This is a genomic window from Legionella genomosp. 1 (assembly GCF_900640215.1).
GTDB lineage: Bacteria > Pseudomonadota > Gammaproteobacteria > Legionellales > Legionellaceae > Legionella_C > Legionella_C quinlivanii_A.
Window position 1 is genome coordinate 1 of the sequence record NZ_CAAAJH010000009.1, and the last position, 19,645, is coordinate 19,645.

A 19,645-nucleotide genomic window follows, 5' to 3' on the forward strand; every position below is an offset into this window, starting at 1 on the left:
AAAAAAACAGCGATAATTCAATCAAATCGTCCCAACGCCATTCTGAACGCAGTGAAGGATCTCCTGAATCTGGCGCCGTTCCAAGCAGTTTGAGATCCTTCGCTACGCTCTGGATGACGTACCTGGGGAGTTACAATGCTTATACTGAAAAAAACAGCGATAATTCAATCAAATCGTCCCAACGCCATTCTGAACGCAGTGAAGGATCTCCTGAATCTGGCTCCGTTCCAAGCATTTTGAGATCCTTCGCACGCTCTGGATGACGTACCAGGGGAGTACCTTCCAGAATTAATGTTTTTTTGCAAACTGCCAGGGCAGCAATACAAATAATACTAAACCGCCCACTAAAAAACTTTCATAGGCAGCTACATTGCCTATAGGAATCTGACTGGGAGGAATAAAACCGATGAGCATGGCGAATAAACAACATAATGTGCCAATTCCTGCGATTATCCACATCATGATATTTCCGCCTGGAACTGTATAGGCGCGCGGTCTTTGCGGATCGCTGTAACGTAATTTAATAGCAGCTGCAAACATGAAGATGTAAACCAGCAATGCCATTTGCGCGCATAAATCGCTGAGAACCCAATAGGCTGCGTTTATTGAGTCAAAGAGAATGAAAACACTACTAAGCAGAGTAAAAATTATACCCTGGGCAATAAGTATTCTGACAGGTGCATTGTATCGATTAACTTTTGCAAAATAAGCGGGCAGGGAGCCATCTTCCGCGGAAACCAGCAATCCTTTTGTCGGACCAATAATCCAGGCTGAAACACCGCTTAATCCACCAAGAATAACCAGAATCGCAATGACCTTTGTCATCCAGGATAAGTGATAGGCATCAAAGAAAACAGCATAGGCATCAATTAACCCCGATACGACGCTTAAGCTGCCGCTTGGAACTACGATTACAATGGCGAGTGAGCCAAAAACAAGGGTGGCGAAGATCAGAATAGTGGAATACAAAATTGCTCTCGGATAGTCTCGCTGGGGATTTTTGACTTCCTCGGCATGAACTGCAGACATTTCCATACCAATTAATCCAAAGAGAACGACTGCAAAAAGCGATAAATTACTCAGCGAGCTTAAGTCAGGCAGCCAGGAATTATGAATTCCATCTGCCAGCGGACGGCCTTGGACGAGCCATACAATACCCAGGCCTATAATGCCGAGCATAGGAATAATTGTGCCAAAAATAGCGCCTAATATGCTCACAATACTGGAGAGCCGCATGCCAAAACAATTTAAAAAAGTGAATAGCCAGAAAAGGCCGATAACTGTGCTTAACAGGTAAATCTTATTATTGGCCAGCTCCGGGGAAAACAAATAGGAAAATGTAGCCGCAATAAATGCAAGGATTGTGGGATACCAGACCACATTATAAATCCATTGCAGCCAGATGGTGATAAATCCGGCACGTTTACCGAATGCCTCGCGCACCCAAACATAAAGTCCGCCAGTATTAGGATATGCAGTAGCCAGTTCAGCAGCGACCAGGGCAATCGGGATAAAGAAAGCAAAGGCGGCAAGCAGGTAATAGGAGACGAGAGAAAAACCCAGCGTAGCGCTGATGGGAAGCGTTCGTAAGCTGTCAACAGCAATCACATTAATCATAACCAGAGAAAAAATGGATAAAACTTTTTTGGGTGATTGCATTTAAAGCCCTTTTCGCAAGTAACAGCGAAATTTAGCAGTTAATATGAACAAAATCAATGAAGGCCTGTTAAATCTTAGACAGAAAAAACATTTGTGTTAGATTTCCAGGTAGCCTGGTTGGCGCATTGCGCCAACCGGGTTTTATTTAAAGTTATACTTTTCTAAATTATCTTCCAGGAAATTGGGGATTAGATAGCAGGATTGAAAAACCTGGTTGTCGCAAGCGCCAACCAGGCTACATAGTAATGCAGAACTCCCATATCTCTTATTGAGCGAGATTTCTTAACACATATTGCAGAATACCGCCATGACGGTAGTACTCCAGCTCATTGACAGTATCGATTCTGCAAAGCACTTTTACCTCTTCTTTTTTGCCATTGCTTCGCTCAATCTGCAGAGTCAGGCGGGCGCCAGGTTTCAATGAATCATCCACCGCAATGCTGATGCGCTCATCGCCTGTTAAATGGAGTGATTTTCTGTTTGTTCCTTCCTCGAACTGCAGAGGGAGAATACCCATACCAATCAGATTGGAGCGATGAATACGTTCAAAACTTTCTGTAATGACCGCTTTTACACCCAAGAGATTGGTTCCTTTAGCCGCCCAGTCTCTTGACGATCCTGTGCCATATTCTTTTCCGGCAATCACTACCAGCGGGTTACCATTTGCCTGATATTTCATTGAAGCATCGTAGATTGACATTGTTTCACCCGATGGAATGTAGCGGGTAACGCCGCCTTCTACTTCCGGAGTCATTTCATTACGGATTCTGATGTTGGCAAAAGTACCACGCATCATGACTTCATGATTACCCCTTCTTGAACCATAGGAATTAAAATCAGCTTCACTGACGCCTTTGGATTTCAGATACAAACCTGCCGGCGAATTTGCCTTGATAGAACCTGCTGGCGAGATATGATCCGTGGTAATTGAATCGCCCAGCAAAGCCAGAACATAGGCGCCTTCGATGGACTTAATCGGTGCAGGCTGTTTGGGCAGGCTATCAAAGAATGGCGGATGCTGAATATAAGTGGAGTTTGAATCCCATTCATAAGTGGTTCCACTACTGGTTTTAATAGCCTGCCAGTGAGCATCACCCTGGAAGACTTCGGCATATTCTTTTCTAAACATGGCGCCAGTCACCTTATTAACCTCTGCAGCCACTTCCTCATTGCTGGGCCAGATATCTTTGAGATAGATTTCCTGACCGGAGGCGTCTTTACCGACAGGCTCGGTATTAAGATCAATGCTGGTTGTGCCGGTTAAAGCATAAACCACTACCAGTGGAGGAGAGGCCAGCCAGTTTGCTCGAACCTGAGGATGTACACGGCCTTCAAAGTTACGATTTCCTGACAGTACAGAGCAGACAACCAAGTCGTTCTCACTGACGCTTTCAGCGATTGCATCTGGCAGAGGACCTGAGTTGCCGATACAGGTTGTACAGCCGTAACCCACCAGATTGAAGCCTAACTGATCAAGATAGGGCTGTAATCCGGCATGTTTCAGATAGTCAGTTACCACCTTGGAGCCTGGAGCCAGAGAAGATTTAACCCATGGTTTACGAGCCAGGCCTTTTTCAACTGCTTTTTTAGCAACTAATCCCGCTGCCATTAAAACACTTGGATTGGAGGTATTGGTGCAACTGGTGATTGCTGCAATCACCACATCACCGTGGCGTAATTTGAATGAATTGCCTTTGACCGGGAATTCTTTCTGTTTTTCGTCTGCTTTTCCAGATTGAGTAAGGAAGCTGTCAAATTCACCGGGAAGAGTAGCCAGATTGACCTTATCCTGCGGTCTTTTTGGGCCGGCCAGGGACGGCTCAACAGTTGACAGGTCAAGACTTAGCGTATCTGTAAATTCAGGATCGGGGGTATTTTGGTCATACCACATGCCCTGTGCCTTGCAATAGGCTTCAACCAGTTTAATACGATGTTCGTCTCGGCCAGTTAATTCAAGATAGCGCAAGGTTTCCTTGTCAACGGGAAAAAAGCCGCAGGTGGCGCCGTACTCAGGAGCCATATTGGAAATTGTCGCCCGATCAGCTAATGGTAAAGCAGCAAGGCCTGTTCCATAGAACTCAACAAATTTGCCAACCACTCCTTTTTTACGCAGCATTTGAGTGACTGTAAGCACCAGGTCGGTAGCAGTGATACCTTCGCGCAGCTGACCTGTTAATTTAAAGCCGATTACCTCTGGAATAAGCATGGAAACCGGCTGGCCTAACATGGCTGCTTCCGCTTCAATACCGCCCACACCCCAGCCAAGGACCCCCAATCCGTTAATCATGGTGGTATGAGAATCGGTACCTACCAGAGTGTCCGGATAAGCATAGGGATGGCCATTGTATTCGCTGGTCCAAACTGTTTTTCCCAAATACTCAAGATTGACCTGATGGCAGATCCCGGTACCAGGAGGCACCACCTGGAAATTAGCGAATGCTTTCTGCCCCCAGCGTAGAAACTCATAACGCTCTTTATTTCGCTGAATTTCAATCTCGGTGTTGATAGTCAGGGCATCGGCCGAGGCAAATTTGTCAACCATCACAGAATGGTCAATGACCAGATCGACTGGGGAGAGCGGGGAGATTTTACTGGCACTTCCGCCCATTTTTTCGAGAGCAGCCCGCATGGCTGCCAAATCGACTACAGCGGGAACACCGGTAAAGTCCTGCATCAGAACACGCGCTGGTCTATAAGCAATTTCATGCTGTGAGGTTTTAGTATTCAACCAATCGGCCAATGCTCTGATATCCTCGACAGAAACAGTAGTTCCATCCTCAAAACGAAGCAGATTTTCAAATAATACTTTTAGAGAGTAGGGCAGACGGTTAATACCCTTAAAGTGCTTGTTTTCAGCTTCTTTCAAGCTGTAATAATGGTAAGTTTTACCATCGACCTCTAATTGACTGCGAGTTGAAAGACTATCTTGTCCAACTATCATAAATCCACTCCAGAGTTCAAAAACGCTAATCATAGCTTAAAAATTCAAGCTTTTCATCGAAAACAATAAGGCTTGTACCCAGGCAGAAGAAAAAACTTATTTTCAAAAATAAAAGATATTTGCTATTAATATGTAAATACCCGATGTTTATGACAATCAGGATGTCATTCATGATTAATCAGATTCCCCCAGACTCCTTTTTTATGGTATCCGATGAGATCCCTCCTCTTGAGACCAGTGGGGAAATTGAAGCTGGGCCTTCTGGTATCAGCAATTACTTTTTAGAATTAATTACTGACTATCTATCTGAACGCCCTCTTTCTGAGACGAAACCTGTCGAAAATGAGGTAAGCCTCCCGGTCGAGCAAGAGCTTTCTTCCGATTCAAGCCCCAAAGAGGCGCTTGCATTGCCTCTTGAGAATGTATCTTCTGTGGAGACTGACAGTGAGGATGATGATGAAGAACTGCTTGTTAATCCAGCGCTGACCTGGCTAAATGCTATTCATAATGAATCTTTGACTCTTCAGCAGTTAAAAGTCGGAGAAAAAGTCCCTGATGAAAACCTGTTGTTACAATCACCTGTTTCCGACAGATCGCTTATAAATCAAATGCAAAAACCTAGCCTAAGCCCTATTGAGAACAATAATGAGAACAATAATCAGATACCGCAAAAAGGGGCGGCTGATATTGAATTTACACCCATAGATTCAGAGGAAAAATCAGCGCAGGTAGTCGAGAGTGAGGCATCAACTGATCAAATAATCGAGACTGAGCCAGTCAGTGAAGATCAATCGATTGATCCTCAAAAAAACCTGAATGCTGATATAAAAGAAACTCTTGTGAGAGTAATTAAACCAGATTTTGCGCCTTCTCATTCAGAAAGCAAAACATCAGTGAGTGCAGCGAACAGGTTTGAGATTTCCGCCGAAGTGAATGAAAGCAGCTGGCAAGATGATTTCAATGCACGCGTCACATGGTTAGGTCAGCATAAGATTAATCAGGCCATACTCAAGCTAAATCCCGTAGAGCTTGGACCGGTAGAAGTTAAAATTCATTTATCAGAGGATTCGGCTAAAATAGATATCAGCACTCATAGTCTCCAGGTTCAGGACTTAATTGAGCAATCGATTCCGAGATTAAGAGAAATGCTAATGAGTCAGGGCGTACAGCTGTCCGAAGTGAATATTGAAACCGGAGATCGACGCTCGCGCCCGCAGAATACTCATCAACCCGATGAGACACTTTTTCAACATCAGGAAGAAGAGGGGGATGTTGTAACGAGACAGACAAAGGGGATTGTTGATTATTTTGCCTGATTTATAGCGCCTGCGTACCGGGATTTGTCCGTGTTATCCACGTTAAGCAGTACGCAGGCGAAGGTCAGAGGAAGGGCTGGTTCCAGGCTAACAACGTCTGACGCATTTTATAACTTGCCCATTCCACTGATTAATCAGACAAGTCTGCCGGCAATGGCCATATGGGCGCCATCCTGACCAATAATTTCGATAATAGTGTTTGGGATAATAGGTTCGATTATAATAGCGGGGGCCATAGTAGATGTAGCCAGGGCCATAATAATTTCCGGGATATCGATACCAGTGTCCTCCATAATAGTAAGCGAGTTGTTGTCCTGCCAGAGTAGTTTGTGGGTTATTGGGAGTTGTTTGGGCTTGTACAGATTGAATTGATCCAAAAGTCACTAATAAAACTAACAGGGCAGGCAGCATTTTCCTTATCCTTGCAATATAATGATTCATTTTTCACTCCCTAAATCACATGGTGCCATTAAAATTATAGCCCCGTAGGTAATTTCTTGCCTGATGTATTCAGCTAAACACCAGATCGAGCTTTATATGAAAATTTTTGACGCGATAGAGAAAAATGAATTCCTGGAAAATTATTGGCAAAAAAAACCATTCATTTTTCGTCAGGCCTTTGGCCAATTTGACAGTCCTCTCAGCGGGGACGAGTTAGCCGGATTAGCGATGGAGGAGGAGATTGAAAGCCGTCTGGTCTGGCAGATACCAGGGAAAACGCCGCACTGGCATTTAAAAAGAGGGCCATTTTCCGCAGGTGATTTTAAAAAACTACCGGCTTCTCATTGGACCTTATTGGTGCAGTCCGTCGATCGATTTATTCCAGAGGTCACAAAACTTCTTGACGCATTTAATTTTTTACCCCAGTGGCGGGTCGATGATGTCATGATTAGCTATGCGACAGAGCATGGCGGGGTGGGCCCGCATTACGATAACTATGACGTGTTTCTGCATCAGGCTCAGGGGCGAAGAAGATGGTTATTAACGACTCAAAACTGTCAGCCCGATAATTATCTACCCAATCTTGAACTGCGAATAATGAGTCAATTTGAAGTGGAAGAGGAATATATTCTGGAAGAGGGAGATATGTTATATCTTCCGCCACATGTCGCTCATAATGGTATATCGCTTTCAGAAGAATGTATGACTTATTCATTTGGCTATCGAAGTTATCAGGCCAGAGAGTTATTGGATAGTTTTAGCCAACATTTCTGGGATAGTTCCATTTTTTCGCAATTATATAAAGATCCCAACTGGTCAACATTGAAAAACAGCGCTGAAATCCCACAGCAAGCTGTAGATCAAGCCAGGAATCTGCTAAAGAAACTGATTGATGATAATGAAGCGTTCTGCTCCTGGTTTGGTGAGTTTGTTACGGGCCTGGATGAGCAGGCGGAGGCTTTTTTGCCCTGTGAAAAGCAAAAGAAAAAAGCAAAACTGTCCAATTACTTAAAAAAATCGGGAGAGCTGGCTCGAAACCCCTTCAGCCGCTTTGCTTATTACGAAAACCCTAATCTCGAATTATTTGTTAATGGAGAGCGCTGGAATATTCAGGATGTTTCACCAGAGTTGGTTAAACTGATTGCCAGTCAGCGGATTATTTCGAACAGCCAATTATCAGATTATTCCGGGAATAGCTCGGATATCTCTTTTCTAAACAGTCTATGGGATAGGGGTTTACTGGAGCCTGTTTAAGGGGGAATGGGTTCATTAAACTGTGTTAATACTCGCAGGTACGCCGTCATCTCGAACGCAGTGAGAGATCTCCAAAATCAGACATGGCATGACACAGTTTGATGAACACTCTCGTTTAAGGCACAGGTTTTGCATCGAGGATTACTGGCTTGTTTTATCAAGGATATCCATGAACATTAAGTCTACTGTTGCGGCTATGTTTCTATTGTTCAGCTCTAATCTTTTAGCTGCCGGGAAAGAAATTGCGATAACGATTGATGACTTGCCTTTTGTGGGCTCCGCTAATAATGATCCAAAGAAATTGCAGCGGGAGCATGATCGGTTTATGGCCATTTTACAGGCCCTTGTTGATCATAAGGTGCCGGCAACCGGTTTTATTATTGCCGGTAGTATTGAAAAGGGTCAATGGGAGCTTCTGGAGGAGTTTCGTAATCAGGGATTTCAATTAGGAAATCACACTTATTCCCATCGAAGCCTGAACAGTGTGACACCTGAAAAATACATTGAGGATGTGAATAAGGCAGATGAGATTCTGTCACGGATTATGACCAGCCCTAAGTATTTTCGATACCCTTATCTTGCCGAAAGCAAGGGAGACAAACGGGAAAAAGTATATCAATTTCTGGCCGAGAAGAACTATACCATTGCTCCGGTGACTATCGACAGCAAGGATTTCATATTTAATAATCAGCTTTTCGCAATACCCTATCGTCTGCGCCCGCAAAGTTTGCCTGCGCTGAAAAAAAGATATTTGAATTACATTTGGGGGCAGACTCTGAAAGCGGAAGCACGCTCCAATAAGCTTCACCCGGGAACCAGCAAGCAAATATTACTTATCCATGCCAACCTGATTAATAGTCATTTTTTAGGAGATATTATTGACATGTATCAGAAAAATGGCTATCGAATTGTGAGTCTCAATGAAATTATTAATCAGGAAAATATGCCCGTTGCAGGCGAGGTGAGTGGGGTAGTGAGGAGTTTGTTTAAGCAGTAATGATTTTATGTTATTTCGAGGGAACTTAAGAACCCCCTCTCTCTAACTCTCTCCCCTGAGGGGCGAGAGGATTATTTAGAAAATCCCCTCTCCCAAGTTGGGAGAGGGCTAGGGATGCCATCAAGTTAAGCTAATTGTATATAAACTATTCTCCCCGCGAAGGCGGGGATCCATCTCTGGGCTCGCTACAATGCCAATTAAGGAATGGATTCCCGCCTTCGCGAGAATGACCAAATTCCTTAATGGCAGTGAGGGCTAGGGTGAGGGTTGATTTCAACCCCGAGATCAATCAAATTGCTTTGGCAATTTCCCCGCAGCCTGTCGGGGTAAAAATAACCAATAATGCCCCGGGTTTTTCATTAGGCCCGCGGTGTAAGTTGCTTCCTCTCCCTCTCCCCAGAACACATCACCACGCACCTGGCCACGAATGGCACCGCCTGTATCCTGAGCAATCATAAGACGCTGGAATGATTGCGGTGTTGAATCATTGGGAGTGGGACGTGATGTATCTAGCCACAGCGGAGTTCCAAGAGGAATCCATTTCCGATCGACAGCAAGAGAGTAACCTGGCGTGAGTTGCACTCCTTGGGCACCCATAGCGGCGCTATCCTTCAGCTTCTTGAAAAAAACAAAGGATTTATTTTGATTGGTAATCGGTAGTATTTCATCTGGATGAGATTCCAAATAAGCACGAATGCTTTGCATCGAAGCATTTTCTTTAGTCAGAACTCCTTTTTCTATCAACACACGGCCCACCGGGGTATAAGAGGCGCCGTTCTCTCCTGCATATCCCAGAAAGACGGTTTCGCCGTTTGGCAGTTTGACTATTCCAGAACCTTGAATTTCCAGGTAGAGGCGATCAATATGGCTATCCACCCAGAGCAACACCGGGGCGTTCTCTTTCAGTACACCCTCATTAATTTCCTTACGTACATGAAAAGGGAGAAGTTTGCCCTTCACTACACGGCCAACGAGTCGACGATTAATCCCTTTATAACCAAAGTCGGCCGGATTAACTGTCACAATATTGTCAGGAAGCCCATAGATAGGCACATTAAACTCATCTGTTTTAGCCAGGCTGCCGTGCAACAAGGGTAAATAATACCCGGTAAATAACCCTTCAACGGATTTTTCCTGATAAAATTCATAAGGCTTAAACCATTTTTTGAAAAATGATCGCGCTTGTTTTTCTGAAATCAGGGATTTATGTTCTGCTGCTTTACAGGCTGGCAGCCAATCCTTGACTTTCAATGGAATTTGACTGCTCCCGGCATCAGCAAGCGGATCCTGTTTCAAAAAGGTTTTGCAGGATTTCTGAAAGGCTATAAATGATTTTTTTATTTTTGTTTCTTTCCAGCCTGGCAACTGGCTAAAAAGAGCAGGTTTAAGCTGAAGTGGGGGGGGTAATGGAAGAACTGGTTCAGTCTGAGTCACTGCTGGCGGTATAATTTGGGGTTCAGGATCTTTTGACCAGAACTTGAAAATCAGGATTGATGATAAACAGACGCACAACAAAATAAGAGAATAAATTAGTCTTTTCATGCTTTGAGCAAACAATATTCTAACTGGAATTAATTTCGGCAATTTATCATTATTCGTTCAAAAATGCTACTAAAAACCCTCAAAAGTTTGGCATGATAATCAAAATATTTAAATTATTCATATGCTTGCTGAAGCTACCCGCCAATTTTTATTTTGCTGACAAGATAATGAAAGAAAGCTCGCCAATCCCGACTGGGCTATTTTTTCCCCTAATTGATACATGGTATAGCATTCAAACTTATCTTTAATGGAAGCCACATGCCGCTCAACCGTTTTTCGAGAAACGCCCTTGATTTTCGCAATTAACTCAGCTGATTTGCCTAAACGAATCCATTGTAATAATTCCCGCTCTTTGGAGGTCAACAAATAATGATTACTATTGGTCCACTCAAAGCTGTTTTGCGCTACTTGCTCAAGCTCCATCGTTCTAAGATTGGCTTTTATATTGACGACTTTTTTCCCCATTGAAGCATGATCGATATCAATATTAACAGGCAATTGATAGACTGAAGTTAATTCCGGAATCATTTGCAGACAATCTTTGAAGTAAGCAATAAAGGCATGCAATGAATCCATTTTTTCGAGATATATCTGATTAATGCCCGTTTGACTAAGAGATGCGCTGAAATGATAGCAGTGGGTCATCTGTGGATCATGTGAGGTTATTGTCAATGTGTGACTTTGATCAAATAATGCCGCCATTTGATAGAGTGATTGGGTGTGACTGTCTTTTTCAAGATAATCCCAGAAAGAGTATTCAAATTGATTTTTTTCTTTAGCATGATGGTAGTGGACATCATTCTGAGCATGATTTAATCGCAGATATTCTGATGCATATTCTGGTTTGGATCCCAGACAAAATGCTTCCCCCTGCGCATTGACGGCGGTATAACCAAAAAAATTGACACCCAATTGTTCAAGAGGATTACAAATCTCTCGAAGAATATTATGATGAGCAAGGCTAGGGTTTTGTAAAATATGATCAATATTCATTAGTACTCCTTTATGATGGGAGAATAATAACATACAAAATGTATAAAATAAATACAAATTAAATAGAGATTAATCTTATTTGTCTCCTTCTGTCCGTTTTTCGACATTCCTATGTGCAAAATTTAGTCATATCATTGTGTCATAAATGAGCAACAGGAGAATTTAATGAAATCCAAGCATGAGAACAAAGCGTTCTTTGAGAAGAACTCATGGCCTAACAAAAGAGGCCTGGAAAAAATCCGTAAACTTCATGCGTATAACACAGAAACAACCTTAAAAAACACGCCCAACTTATTAGATATCGTTAACAATATTAAGGATGATGATATCGTAATGGATATGGGAATGGGTAACGGACAATTTTTAATTGATTTACGTATCGAACTCAATAAGGTAAAGAAAAGAGCAGAACTAATTGGTGTTACTGCTTCTGAGAAAGAAGTACGGCATCACACTTGTGAATCGGCCGGGATTAAGATTGCTAAAATGAAGCTGCCTTGTGATTCAGCACAATTCCAATTATTGCAAGACATGCCGCAATTGGATGCGGTAAAGCGTCCTGAAGACGAACGCGCTCGGGAATACCTGCAAGCGCTCGAAGGGAAGGTGGGTGTTATTTTTGATACTTATGGTCCGGGTACTTACAGCTACAATGTCTTACACAATCTAATTTATGCCGCGATACTTTTAAAGCCGAGCGGAAAGTACTCAGCTATCTCGTCAACAGGAGGAGATAATGAGGCCGACTTGTCTGTGTTGGGTGATACTAATTGCCGCGAGAAGATTCAGAAATTTTTTGAAGAAAAACTGGGAATTAGCATTACTTTTGAAAAAACTGCTATTGTTTCTGAGGTAGATCCTGGAGCAATCAATAGTGACTGGTTGATAAAGTTTGAGAAAGCTGCTGAGCCATTAAAGGCTTTGACTGCGGTGGATTACAATGTTTTATGCAGGGCTGCTGATGAGACGATCGGACTTCCCTGGAAAAAACAGAAAAGCTGGTTTAAATACCGTGAGTTTGAGATCAATATGCGTGATTATGCACCTTTGAAAAGTAAGGAACCTGAAGCGGCGAGCGCGCTTGTGATGAAATAGCAGGTTGGGCTTTGAAGCCCAACCAAAAAACTAGGGTACATTCCTTTGTTTTTCACCAGTATATAATTGCCGTGGTCTGCCAATACGTGATTTGCTGGCCACCATTTCCATCCAGTGAGACATCCAGCCGACTGTTCTGGCCAGTGCAAAGATCACTGTATACATGTTGGTTGGAATACCTATTGCACTCAAAGTGATCCCTGAGTAAAAATCAACATTGGGATAAAGTTTTTTCTCAATGAAATAATCATCTTCCAGCGCAATACGCTCAAGTTCCATAGCGAGTTTAAATATTGGCAAGTCATGAGCGCCAACGGCATTCAGCACATCATAACAGGTTTTTCTCATTACTTTAGCGCGCGGATCATAACTCTTGTAAACCCGATGACCAAAGCCCATCAGACGGAATGGATCGTCCTTATCTTTAGCGCGTTTGATAAAGTGATTGATGTTTTTTACATCGCCAATTTCTTTCAGCATGTTCAGACAGGCTTCATTGGCTCCGCCATGAGCAGGTCCCCAGAGTGCGCCGATACCGGCAGAGATACAGGCGAAGGGATTGGCTCCGGTTGAGCCGGCCAGACGCACTGTAGAAGTTGATGCGTTTTGTTCATGGTCTGCGTGCAGAATAAAGATTTTATCCATCGCGTCAACAATAACCGGATCAGGCGTTGTATCTTCTGATGGCACGCCAAACATCATGTGTAGAAAGTTTTCTGCATAGGACATTTTATTCTGGGGATACATGTAGGGCTGGCCCACAGAATATTTATAGCTCATTGCTGCCAGCGTAGGCATTTTGGCTATAAGCCGTATAGCAGAAATATAGCGATCATGCTGATTATTAAGATCCATTGAATCATGATAAAAAGCAGAAAGGGCACCTACAATACCGACCATAATCGCCATAGGATGCGCGTCACGACGAAATCCATTCAGAAAATTATACATTTGCTGATGGACCATTGTGTGGTTATTAACCAGGCTGACAAAGCTGGTTTTTTCATTCGTATTGGGCAGCTCGCCGTTCATTAACAAATAACAGACATCAAGAAAATCTTTCTTTTCAGCCAGTTGCTCAATGGGATAGCCGCGATATAACAGGATGCCCTGATCGCCATCGATGTAAGTAATCTTGGATTCACAGGACGCTGTAGAGACAAAACCGGGATCGTAAGTGAAATATCCTGCTTCACCTAATTTATTGATATCAATAACATCATTGCCAATAGTAGGCGTTAATATCGGTAATTCAATAGGCTCCAGGCCGTCAATACTAAGTTGTGCGGTTTTGTCGGTCATCGTGTCTCCTCATAAACAGTTGACAGCCAGCGCTGCGTTAAGCGCTGAACTATATAAAAATGCCAGGGTTGAGTCAATTTATCATTTAGGCATGTGTTATGATTTAGTATGAAGCAGTTTGATTATTATTCACAGCGTTTTAGCCAAAATTTAATTGTCTCCTGATAATACAAGCATAATCCAAAAACAGTCTCAGAGGCGAACTTTGCGAGCAAAGGCATTTTTATTCAATTAAAAGGCTGCTTGTGGTATAATTCGTGGTTTATTTTGAGTGATGCAGAAGGACGCCAGTTAGTATGATCAATTCAGCAAAAGAAATCATCCCGGTCAATATTGAAGACGAGCTCAAACAGTCTTATCTCGACTACGCTATGAGTGTTATCGTCGGCCGCGCCTTGCCGGATGTTCGCGATGGCTTAAAACCGGTTCATCGCCGAGTCCTCTTTGCTATGAGCGAGTTAGGGAATGATTGGAACAAGCCCTATAAAAAATCCGCTCGTGTGGTCGGTGACGTAATCGGTAAATACCATCCACATGGTGATACTGCGGTGTATGATACGATTGTTCGTATGGCACAGCCTTTTTCAATGCGTTATATGCTGATTGATGGTCAGGGAAACTTTGGATCAGTCGATGGGGATATGGCCGCTGCCATGCGGTATACGGAAGTGCGTATGTCCAAGGTCGCGCATGCCTTATTGGCGGATTTGGAAAAAGAAACAGTTGATTTCAGTCCAAACTATGATGAAACAGAGTTCGCTCCCGTCGTTTTACCTTCGCGCATTCCCAATCTGCTAATCAACGGCTCATCAGGGATCGCAGTAGGTATGGCGACCAATATCCCGCCACATAATTTAACCGAGGTTGTCAACGCCTGTATTGCACTGGTAGAGGAGCCCGATTTAACGCTTGAAGATATCATGGGATACGTTCCAGGTCCTGATTTCCCGACTGCGGCTATTATCAATGGTAAAGCGGGCATCCTGGAGGCATACCGTACTGGTCGGGGTCGAATTTCTATCCGAGCAAGAACTGAAATTGAAACCGACAGTCATTCCGGACGCCAGGCCATTATCATTAATGAACTTCCTTATCAGGTAAATAAGGCTCGTCTGGTTGAGAAAATCGCTGAGTTGGTCCGGGATAAAAAGATTGAGGGCATTTCCGGACTGAGGGACGAATCGGACAAGCAGGGTATGCGCGTTGTGATCGAGCTAAAGCGCGGTGAGGTGGCTGAGGTCGTTTTAAACAATCTCTATGCCCATACCCAAATGCAAAATGTGTTTGGTATCAACATGGTTGCCCTGGTTGATGGTCAACCGCGAACACTGAATTTAAAACAAATTCTTGAATACTTTATCAAACATCGCCGCGAAGTCGTTACCCGCCGTACCATTTACGAACTGAAAAAAGCACGAAACCGAGCCCACTTATTAGAAGGACTGGGGATTGCCTTAGCCAATATTGACGAAATGATTGAGTTAATCAAAAAGTCTCCCACTCCACAGGATGCGAAGGAAGCCCTACTGGCCCGAGAGTGGCAGCCAGGCTTAGTCAAAGCCATGCTTGAAAATGCCGGAAGCGATGCTTGCCGTCCTGATGACCTCCCATCAGAGTATGGCCTTGGAAGTAATGGATATAAATTGTCTCCAGCACAGGCGCAGGCAATTCTTGAATTAAGATTGCATCGTTTGACTGCGCTGGAGCAGGAAAAAATCATTAATGAGTTTGAAGATTTACTCAAACAGATTAAAGATTTAATGGATATTCTCGCCTCACCCGAGCGATTGATGCAGGTGATTAAAGATGAATTAATTGAAATTAAATCACAGTTTGGCGATGAGCGCCGCACAGAAATTACGGCATCACAGGAAGATCTGACTATTGAAGACCTGATCACTGAAGAAGATGTTGTTGTAACTTTATCCCATCAGGGCTATGTCAAATACCAGCCTATTTCATCCTATCAGGCCCAAAGAAGAGGTGGAAAAGGCAAGTCTGCAACGAATGTTAAAGACGAAGATTTTATAGAACGTCTTGTGATTGCCAGTACTCATGACACGCTTCTTTGTTTTTCAAATCATGGCAAATTGTATTGGCTTAAAGCCTATCAACTGCCTTTGGCCAGCCGAATTTCTCGAGGCAAGCCAATTGTGAATATTTTACCCCTGGCAGAAGATGAAGCCATTAATGCCATGTTGCCGGTGAGAGAGTTCAACGAAGGATATTTTGTGTTCATGGCCACCCGTTTTGGAACCGTCAAAAAGGTTTCTCTGGAAGCCTTCAGCCGTCCACGAGCCAGCGGTATTATTGCGGTTGATCTGGATGAAAATGATCGCCTGGTTGGTGTGGATATTACTGACGGCAGTAAAGATATTATGCTCTTTACAGATGCGGGCAAGGTGATTCGATTTGACGAGAAATTAATCCGGCCAATGGGGCGCACCGCGCGTGGTGTGCGGGGAATACGATTGGGCGAAGATCAATCGGTTATTTCTCTCGTTGTCGCCAAACCGGAAGGCACCATCCTTACCGCTACTGAAAATGGCTATGGCAAGCGAACCGATGTTGAAGAATACCGTGTGTCCGGTCGCGGCGGTCAAGGCGTTATTTCTATTCAGGTTAATGAACGAAATGGCAAAGTGGTAAGAGCGCTGCAGGTCAGTGAAGGAGACGAGGCGATGCTCATCACCGATAAAGGAACGCTGGTCCGCTTCAGAGTGGATGAGCTATCCATTATTGGACGAAACACCCAGGGAGTACGTCTGATTAATGTCAGCTCAGGCGAGCATGTGGTAGGAATGCAGCGCATTGAGGATCTGGGTGAGGCTGATAGCGATTCAGAAGATTTTGAAATGGATGATGATTCCGATGAGTAGAGGATACAATTTTGGGGCGGGACCTGCGATGCTGCCCGATGCAATCCTGTCAGAGGTTCAGGCTGAGTTATTAGACTGGAACAATACCGGGATGTCGGTGATGGAAATAGGCCATCGCACTAAAGAATTTACTCAGATAATGGAAGAATCAGAATCGCTTCTACGAGAGCTGCTGGTTATTCCCAGTGACTATCATGTGCTCTTCATCGGTGGAGCGGCGCGTAGCCAATTTGGTATGATTCCCTTAAATTTTTTGTCGGAAAATCAAAAGGCAGGCTATTTTCAAACAGGGATCTGGTCAGAAATGGCCTATGAAGAAGCTTGCCGCCTAAGCAATGCCTATAGCGTATGTTCTGCTGATAAAAACTATAGCCGGATACCAGAACGCTCCACTTGGGAGATTTTGCCGGATACTCGTTTTTTGTATTATACCCCTAATGAAACAGTCAATGGACTTCGATTTCCTCAAACGCCTGTTATTAATGATATCCCTTTAATCGCTGACATGACTTCTTGCTTGCTTAGTGAGCCGATTAATATTAATGACTATGCACTGATATTTGCAGGTGCACAGAAAAATATAGCCAATGCCGGTTTGACGCTGGTTATTGTGCGAGACGATTTAATTAAAGAAATAAGCAATGACGCAATTCCGCGAATGCTTGACTATCGAACATACACCACAACTCGCTCAATGTATGCCACTCCGCCCACATTTAACTGCTATCTGGCGCTTAAAATGTTCCAGTGGATTAAAAGCCAGGGAGGAGTTGAGGCTTTGTATCAATTAAATTGTACTAAATCCAGATTGTTGTACGAATTTATTGATTCTTCCGATTTTTATGGCTGTAAGATAAGGAAAGAAGATCGAGCGCTGGTTAATGTTTGTTTTAATCTGAAAAAGCCTCAGCTGGAAGATGAATTTCTCGCAAAGGCCCGTGACCAGGGCTTGCTTGCTCTGGCGGGGCATCGTACAGTGGGTGGCTTAAGAGCCAGCATGTATAACTCCATGCCGCTCGCTGCAGTGGAGAAGCTGATTGACTTTATGGCAGTATTTGCCAAGGAACATGAAAATGAATGCTAGTTATGATTTAATGAGTTCACCGGTTAAAGCAATTTCCGGCGAAATTTCTGTTCCAGGTGACAAGTCGATTTCTCACCGCGCAATTATTCTTGGTTCAATTGCAAAAGGCACAACCAGTATTCAAAACTTTCTGCAGGGGGAGGACTGCCTGGCTACTTTGCAGGCCTTTCGCAGCATGGGAATCGAAATCGAAGGCCCTTTTAACCATCAGGTAGTTATTCATGGCAAGGGTAAATATGGTCTGAACGCTCCCAAGCAGGTTATTGACTGTGGAAATTCGGGAACCAGCATGCGTTTATTAGCAGGTTTGCTGGCTGCCCAGTCATTTAGCAGCATCCTGACAGGGGATGAAAGTTTGCTTCGACGTCCTATGGAGAGAGTAAGCCGCCCTTTAACTCAAATGGGCGCTGATATCAGCACCGAGCATGGAAAACCTCCAATTACAATCAACGGTAAACAGGAGCTAAAAGGAATTCATTATGTGATGCCTGAAGCTAGCGCCCAGGTTAAATCCTGCCTGCTTTTAGCTGGAATGTATGCAAAAGACGAAACAACGGTTACCGAGCCTGGGTTTACCCGGGATCATACAGAGCGCATGCTGACTACGTTTTCATATCCCATTCAAAAATGTGGTCACCATATTACAATTAATTCCGAGAGCGAATGTATTGCGACCGATATAATCGTGCCCGGCGACATTTCCTCAGCCGCTTTTTTCATTGTGGCCGCTACCTTAATTCCTGGTTCTGAAGTGCTCATCCGAAATGTAGGCATTAATCCAACGCGTACAGGAATTATTCAGATCCTTAGTCAAATGGGAGCTTCTATTGAGCAAAGCAATAAACGTCTTTTTGGCGAGGAATTAGTGGCTGATTTGTATATCCGCCATGCTCCTCTGGAAGGTATTGATATTCCGGTGGAGTTGGTTCCCTTGGCAATCGATGAATTCCCGGTAATTTTTATTGCTGCTGCCTGTGCTTCTGGCCAAACTCGTTTGCATGGGGCGAAAGAGTTACGCAGTAAAGAAAGTGATCGCATTGGGGCGATGGTTGAAGGACTGAGCAAGCTGGGAATCACGGCTCAGGCATTTGAAGACGGCGTATTTATAAAGGGTGGTAAACTGCAGGGAGGCGAGATAAAAAGTTATGGGGATCATCGAATAGCGATGGCTTTTGCTATTGCGGGTGCGCTGGCAAAAGACCAGATTGTAATCAAAGATTGCAAGAACGTAGCCACTTCATTCCCTGATTTTGTCAAGACTGCGCAAGCCTTACAGTTAAATATCCAAGAGGTACATAATGACGCGTGAGAAAAAAGCTCCTGTAATAACCATTGACGGACCTAGCGGAACAGGTAAGGGAACCATATGTCATATGGTGGCAAAACATTTGAACTGGCATGTGCTGGATAGCGGGGCAATATATCGAGTGCTGGCTTACGCAGTTCGATTACGAGGCATTCCTTTTTCAGACGCGGACGCGATTGTTAGTTTAGCCAATCAGCTGAACGTCAAATTTGAAATGGATGCTGAAGAGCAGCAAGTCATTCTCGATGGAGTGAATGTTTACGAGAATATTCGCAGCGAACAATGCGGGCAAGATGCTTCGGTTATTGCTGCAGTGCCTGAAATACGCGCAGCATTACTTGAACGGCAGCGTGCATTTGCCACAATTCCTGGTCTGGTAACCGATGGTCGTGATATGGGAACAGTAGTCTTTCCAGAGGCTATACTTAAAATATTTCTTTTTGCTTCAGCAGAGGAAAGAGCAAAGCGGCGCTACAATCAGTTGAAAGATGGTGGAATTGATGTTAGCCTCGCGCAGGTGATTGATGAATTGGCTCAGCGTGATGATCGTGATGCAAAACGAGTTCATGCACCACTAAAACCGGCATTGGATGCGATTTTAGTCGACACCACTGGATTAACGATTGTACAAGTCTTTAATAATGTTTTAAAATTGATAAATGGGCATTCGTTCTTCCGCTAGATTAGGTCATTATTTCAACAACCTGATCGAATAAGAAGGGATTATTTGCATATTGGCAAAAAGCTGCTTATGCTTAGTCCAGTGTTTGTAAGATAGTTACAAACAGTTTGTATGGGGGGAAGGGTAATTCGGAATTACACTTTCATTTTTTTAC

14 protein-coding genes are annotated in these 19,645 nt (G+C 43.7%); 8 read left to right on the top strand and 6 right to left on the bottom strand.

From position 1 onward, the window contains the following. Positions 1–288: 288 nt before the first annotated feature. The gene (locus E1O89_RS09570; protein WP_133139972.1) at positions 289–1,659 is read right to left on the bottom strand and encodes an amino acid permease; all 1,371 of its coding nucleotides are present in this window, start codon (positions 1,657–1,659) and stop codon (positions 289–291) included. A gap of 265 nt (positions 1,660–1,924) precedes the next feature. Further along, positions 1,925–4,600, bottom strand: a complete 2,676-nt coding sequence (gene acnA / locus E1O89_RS09575) for an aconitate hydratase AcnA (protein WP_133139973.1) — start codon at positions 4,598–4,600, stop codon at positions 1,925–1,927. 170 nt (positions 4,601–4,770) lie between these two features. On the opposite strand from acnA, the gene E1O89_RS09580 reads away from it, so the two are divergent. After that, entirely contained in the window at positions 4,771–5,916 is a 1,146-nt protein-coding gene (locus tag E1O89_RS09580; protein WP_165483117.1) for a flagellar hook-length control protein FliK, read from the top strand. Positions 5,917–6,003: 87 nt separating this feature from the next. Here E1O89_RS09580 and E1O89_RS09585 read toward each other — a convergent pair whose 3' ends face one another. Beyond that, positions 6,004–6,357 (bottom strand): hypothetical protein, encoded by a 354-nt coding sequence (locus E1O89_RS09585; protein ID WP_133139975.1) that lies wholly within the window; start codon positions 6,355–6,357, stop codon positions 6,004–6,006. A 96-nt stretch (positions 6,358–6,453) separates the two neighbouring features. Between E1O89_RS09585 and E1O89_RS09590 the strand changes: the two genes are divergently transcribed. Together E1O89_RS09590 and E1O89_RS09595 are read left to right on the top strand one after the other, a co-directional pair. Continuing rightward, positions 6,454–7,611: a cupin domain-containing protein gene (locus tag E1O89_RS09590; RefSeq protein WP_133139976.1), complete on the top strand. Its 1,158-nt coding sequence runs from the start codon at positions 6,454–6,456 to the stop codon at positions 7,609–7,611. 169 nt (positions 7,612–7,780) lie between these two features. Then, positions 7,781–8,608 carry a polysaccharide deacetylase family protein gene (locus tag E1O89_RS09595; RefSeq protein ID WP_133139977.1) on the top strand — a complete coding sequence of 276 codons (828 nt, stop codon included), beginning with the start codon at positions 7,781–7,783 and terminating at the stop codon, positions 8,606–8,608. A gap of 285 nt (positions 8,609–8,893) precedes the next feature. On the opposite strand, the gene E1O89_RS09600 is transcribed toward E1O89_RS09595, so the two are convergent. Together E1O89_RS09600 and E1O89_RS09605 are read right to left on the bottom strand one after the other, a co-directional pair. Then, positions 8,894–10,150, bottom strand: a complete 1,257-nt coding sequence (locus tag E1O89_RS09600; protein ID WP_133139978.1) for a murein transglycosylase A — start codon at positions 10,148–10,150, stop codon at positions 8,894–8,896. 117 nt (positions 10,151–10,267) lie between these two features. Further along, a complete protein-coding gene (locus E1O89_RS09605; protein WP_165483118.1) occupies positions 10,268–11,143 on the bottom strand; it encodes a helix-turn-helix transcriptional regulator in 876 nt (291 codons plus the stop codon). A gap of 165 nt (positions 11,144–11,308) precedes the next feature. Between E1O89_RS09605 and E1O89_RS09610 the strand changes: the two genes are divergently transcribed. Further along, on the top strand, positions 11,309–12,238 hold the full coding sequence (locus E1O89_RS09610; RefSeq protein WP_133139980.1) for a hypothetical protein: 930 nt from the start codon (positions 11,309–11,311) through the stop codon (positions 12,236–12,238). A gap of 30 nt (positions 12,239–12,268) precedes the next feature. On the opposite strand, the gene gltA is transcribed toward E1O89_RS09610, so the two are convergent. Then, a complete protein-coding gene (gltA, locus tag E1O89_RS09615; RefSeq protein ID WP_133139981.1) occupies positions 12,269–13,540 on the bottom strand; it encodes a citrate synthase in 1,272 nt (423 codons plus the stop codon). 296 nt (positions 13,541–13,836) lie between these two features. Here gltA and gyrA point away from each other — a divergent pair, with 296 nt between their 5' ends. Genes gyrA through cmk form a run of 4 tightly spaced genes read left to right on the top strand, consistent with a single transcriptional unit; the run spans position 13,837 to position 19,491 of the window. After that, positions 13,837–16,419, top strand: coding sequence for a DNA gyrase subunit A (gyrA, locus tag E1O89_RS09620; RefSeq protein ID WP_133139982.1), 2,583 nt, complete (start codon positions 13,837–13,839; stop codon positions 16,417–16,419). Continuing rightward, positions 16,412–17,503 carry a 3-phosphoserine/phosphohydroxythreonine transaminase gene (serC, locus tag E1O89_RS09625; RefSeq protein ID WP_133139983.1) on the top strand — a complete coding sequence of 364 codons (1,092 nt, stop codon included), beginning with the start codon at positions 16,412–16,414 and terminating at the stop codon, positions 17,501–17,503. Before gyrA ends, serC begins: the two co-directional genes overlap by 8 nt. Further along, complete coding sequence (gene aroA, locus E1O89_RS09630; RefSeq protein WP_410054768.1) at positions 17,493–18,812, top strand: 3-phosphoshikimate 1-carboxyvinyltransferase; 1,320 nt, start codon at positions 17,493–17,495, stop codon at positions 18,810–18,812. The genes serC and aroA overlap by 11 nt, the downstream gene beginning before the upstream one ends. Then, the gene (cmk, locus tag E1O89_RS09635) at positions 18,802–19,491 is read left to right on the top strand and encodes a (d)CMP kinase (protein WP_133139985.1); all 690 of its coding nucleotides are present in this window, start codon (positions 18,802–18,804) and stop codon (positions 19,489–19,491) included. Before aroA ends, cmk begins: the two co-directional genes overlap by 11 nt. The last annotated feature ends 154 nt before the right edge of the window (positions 19,492–19,645 follow it).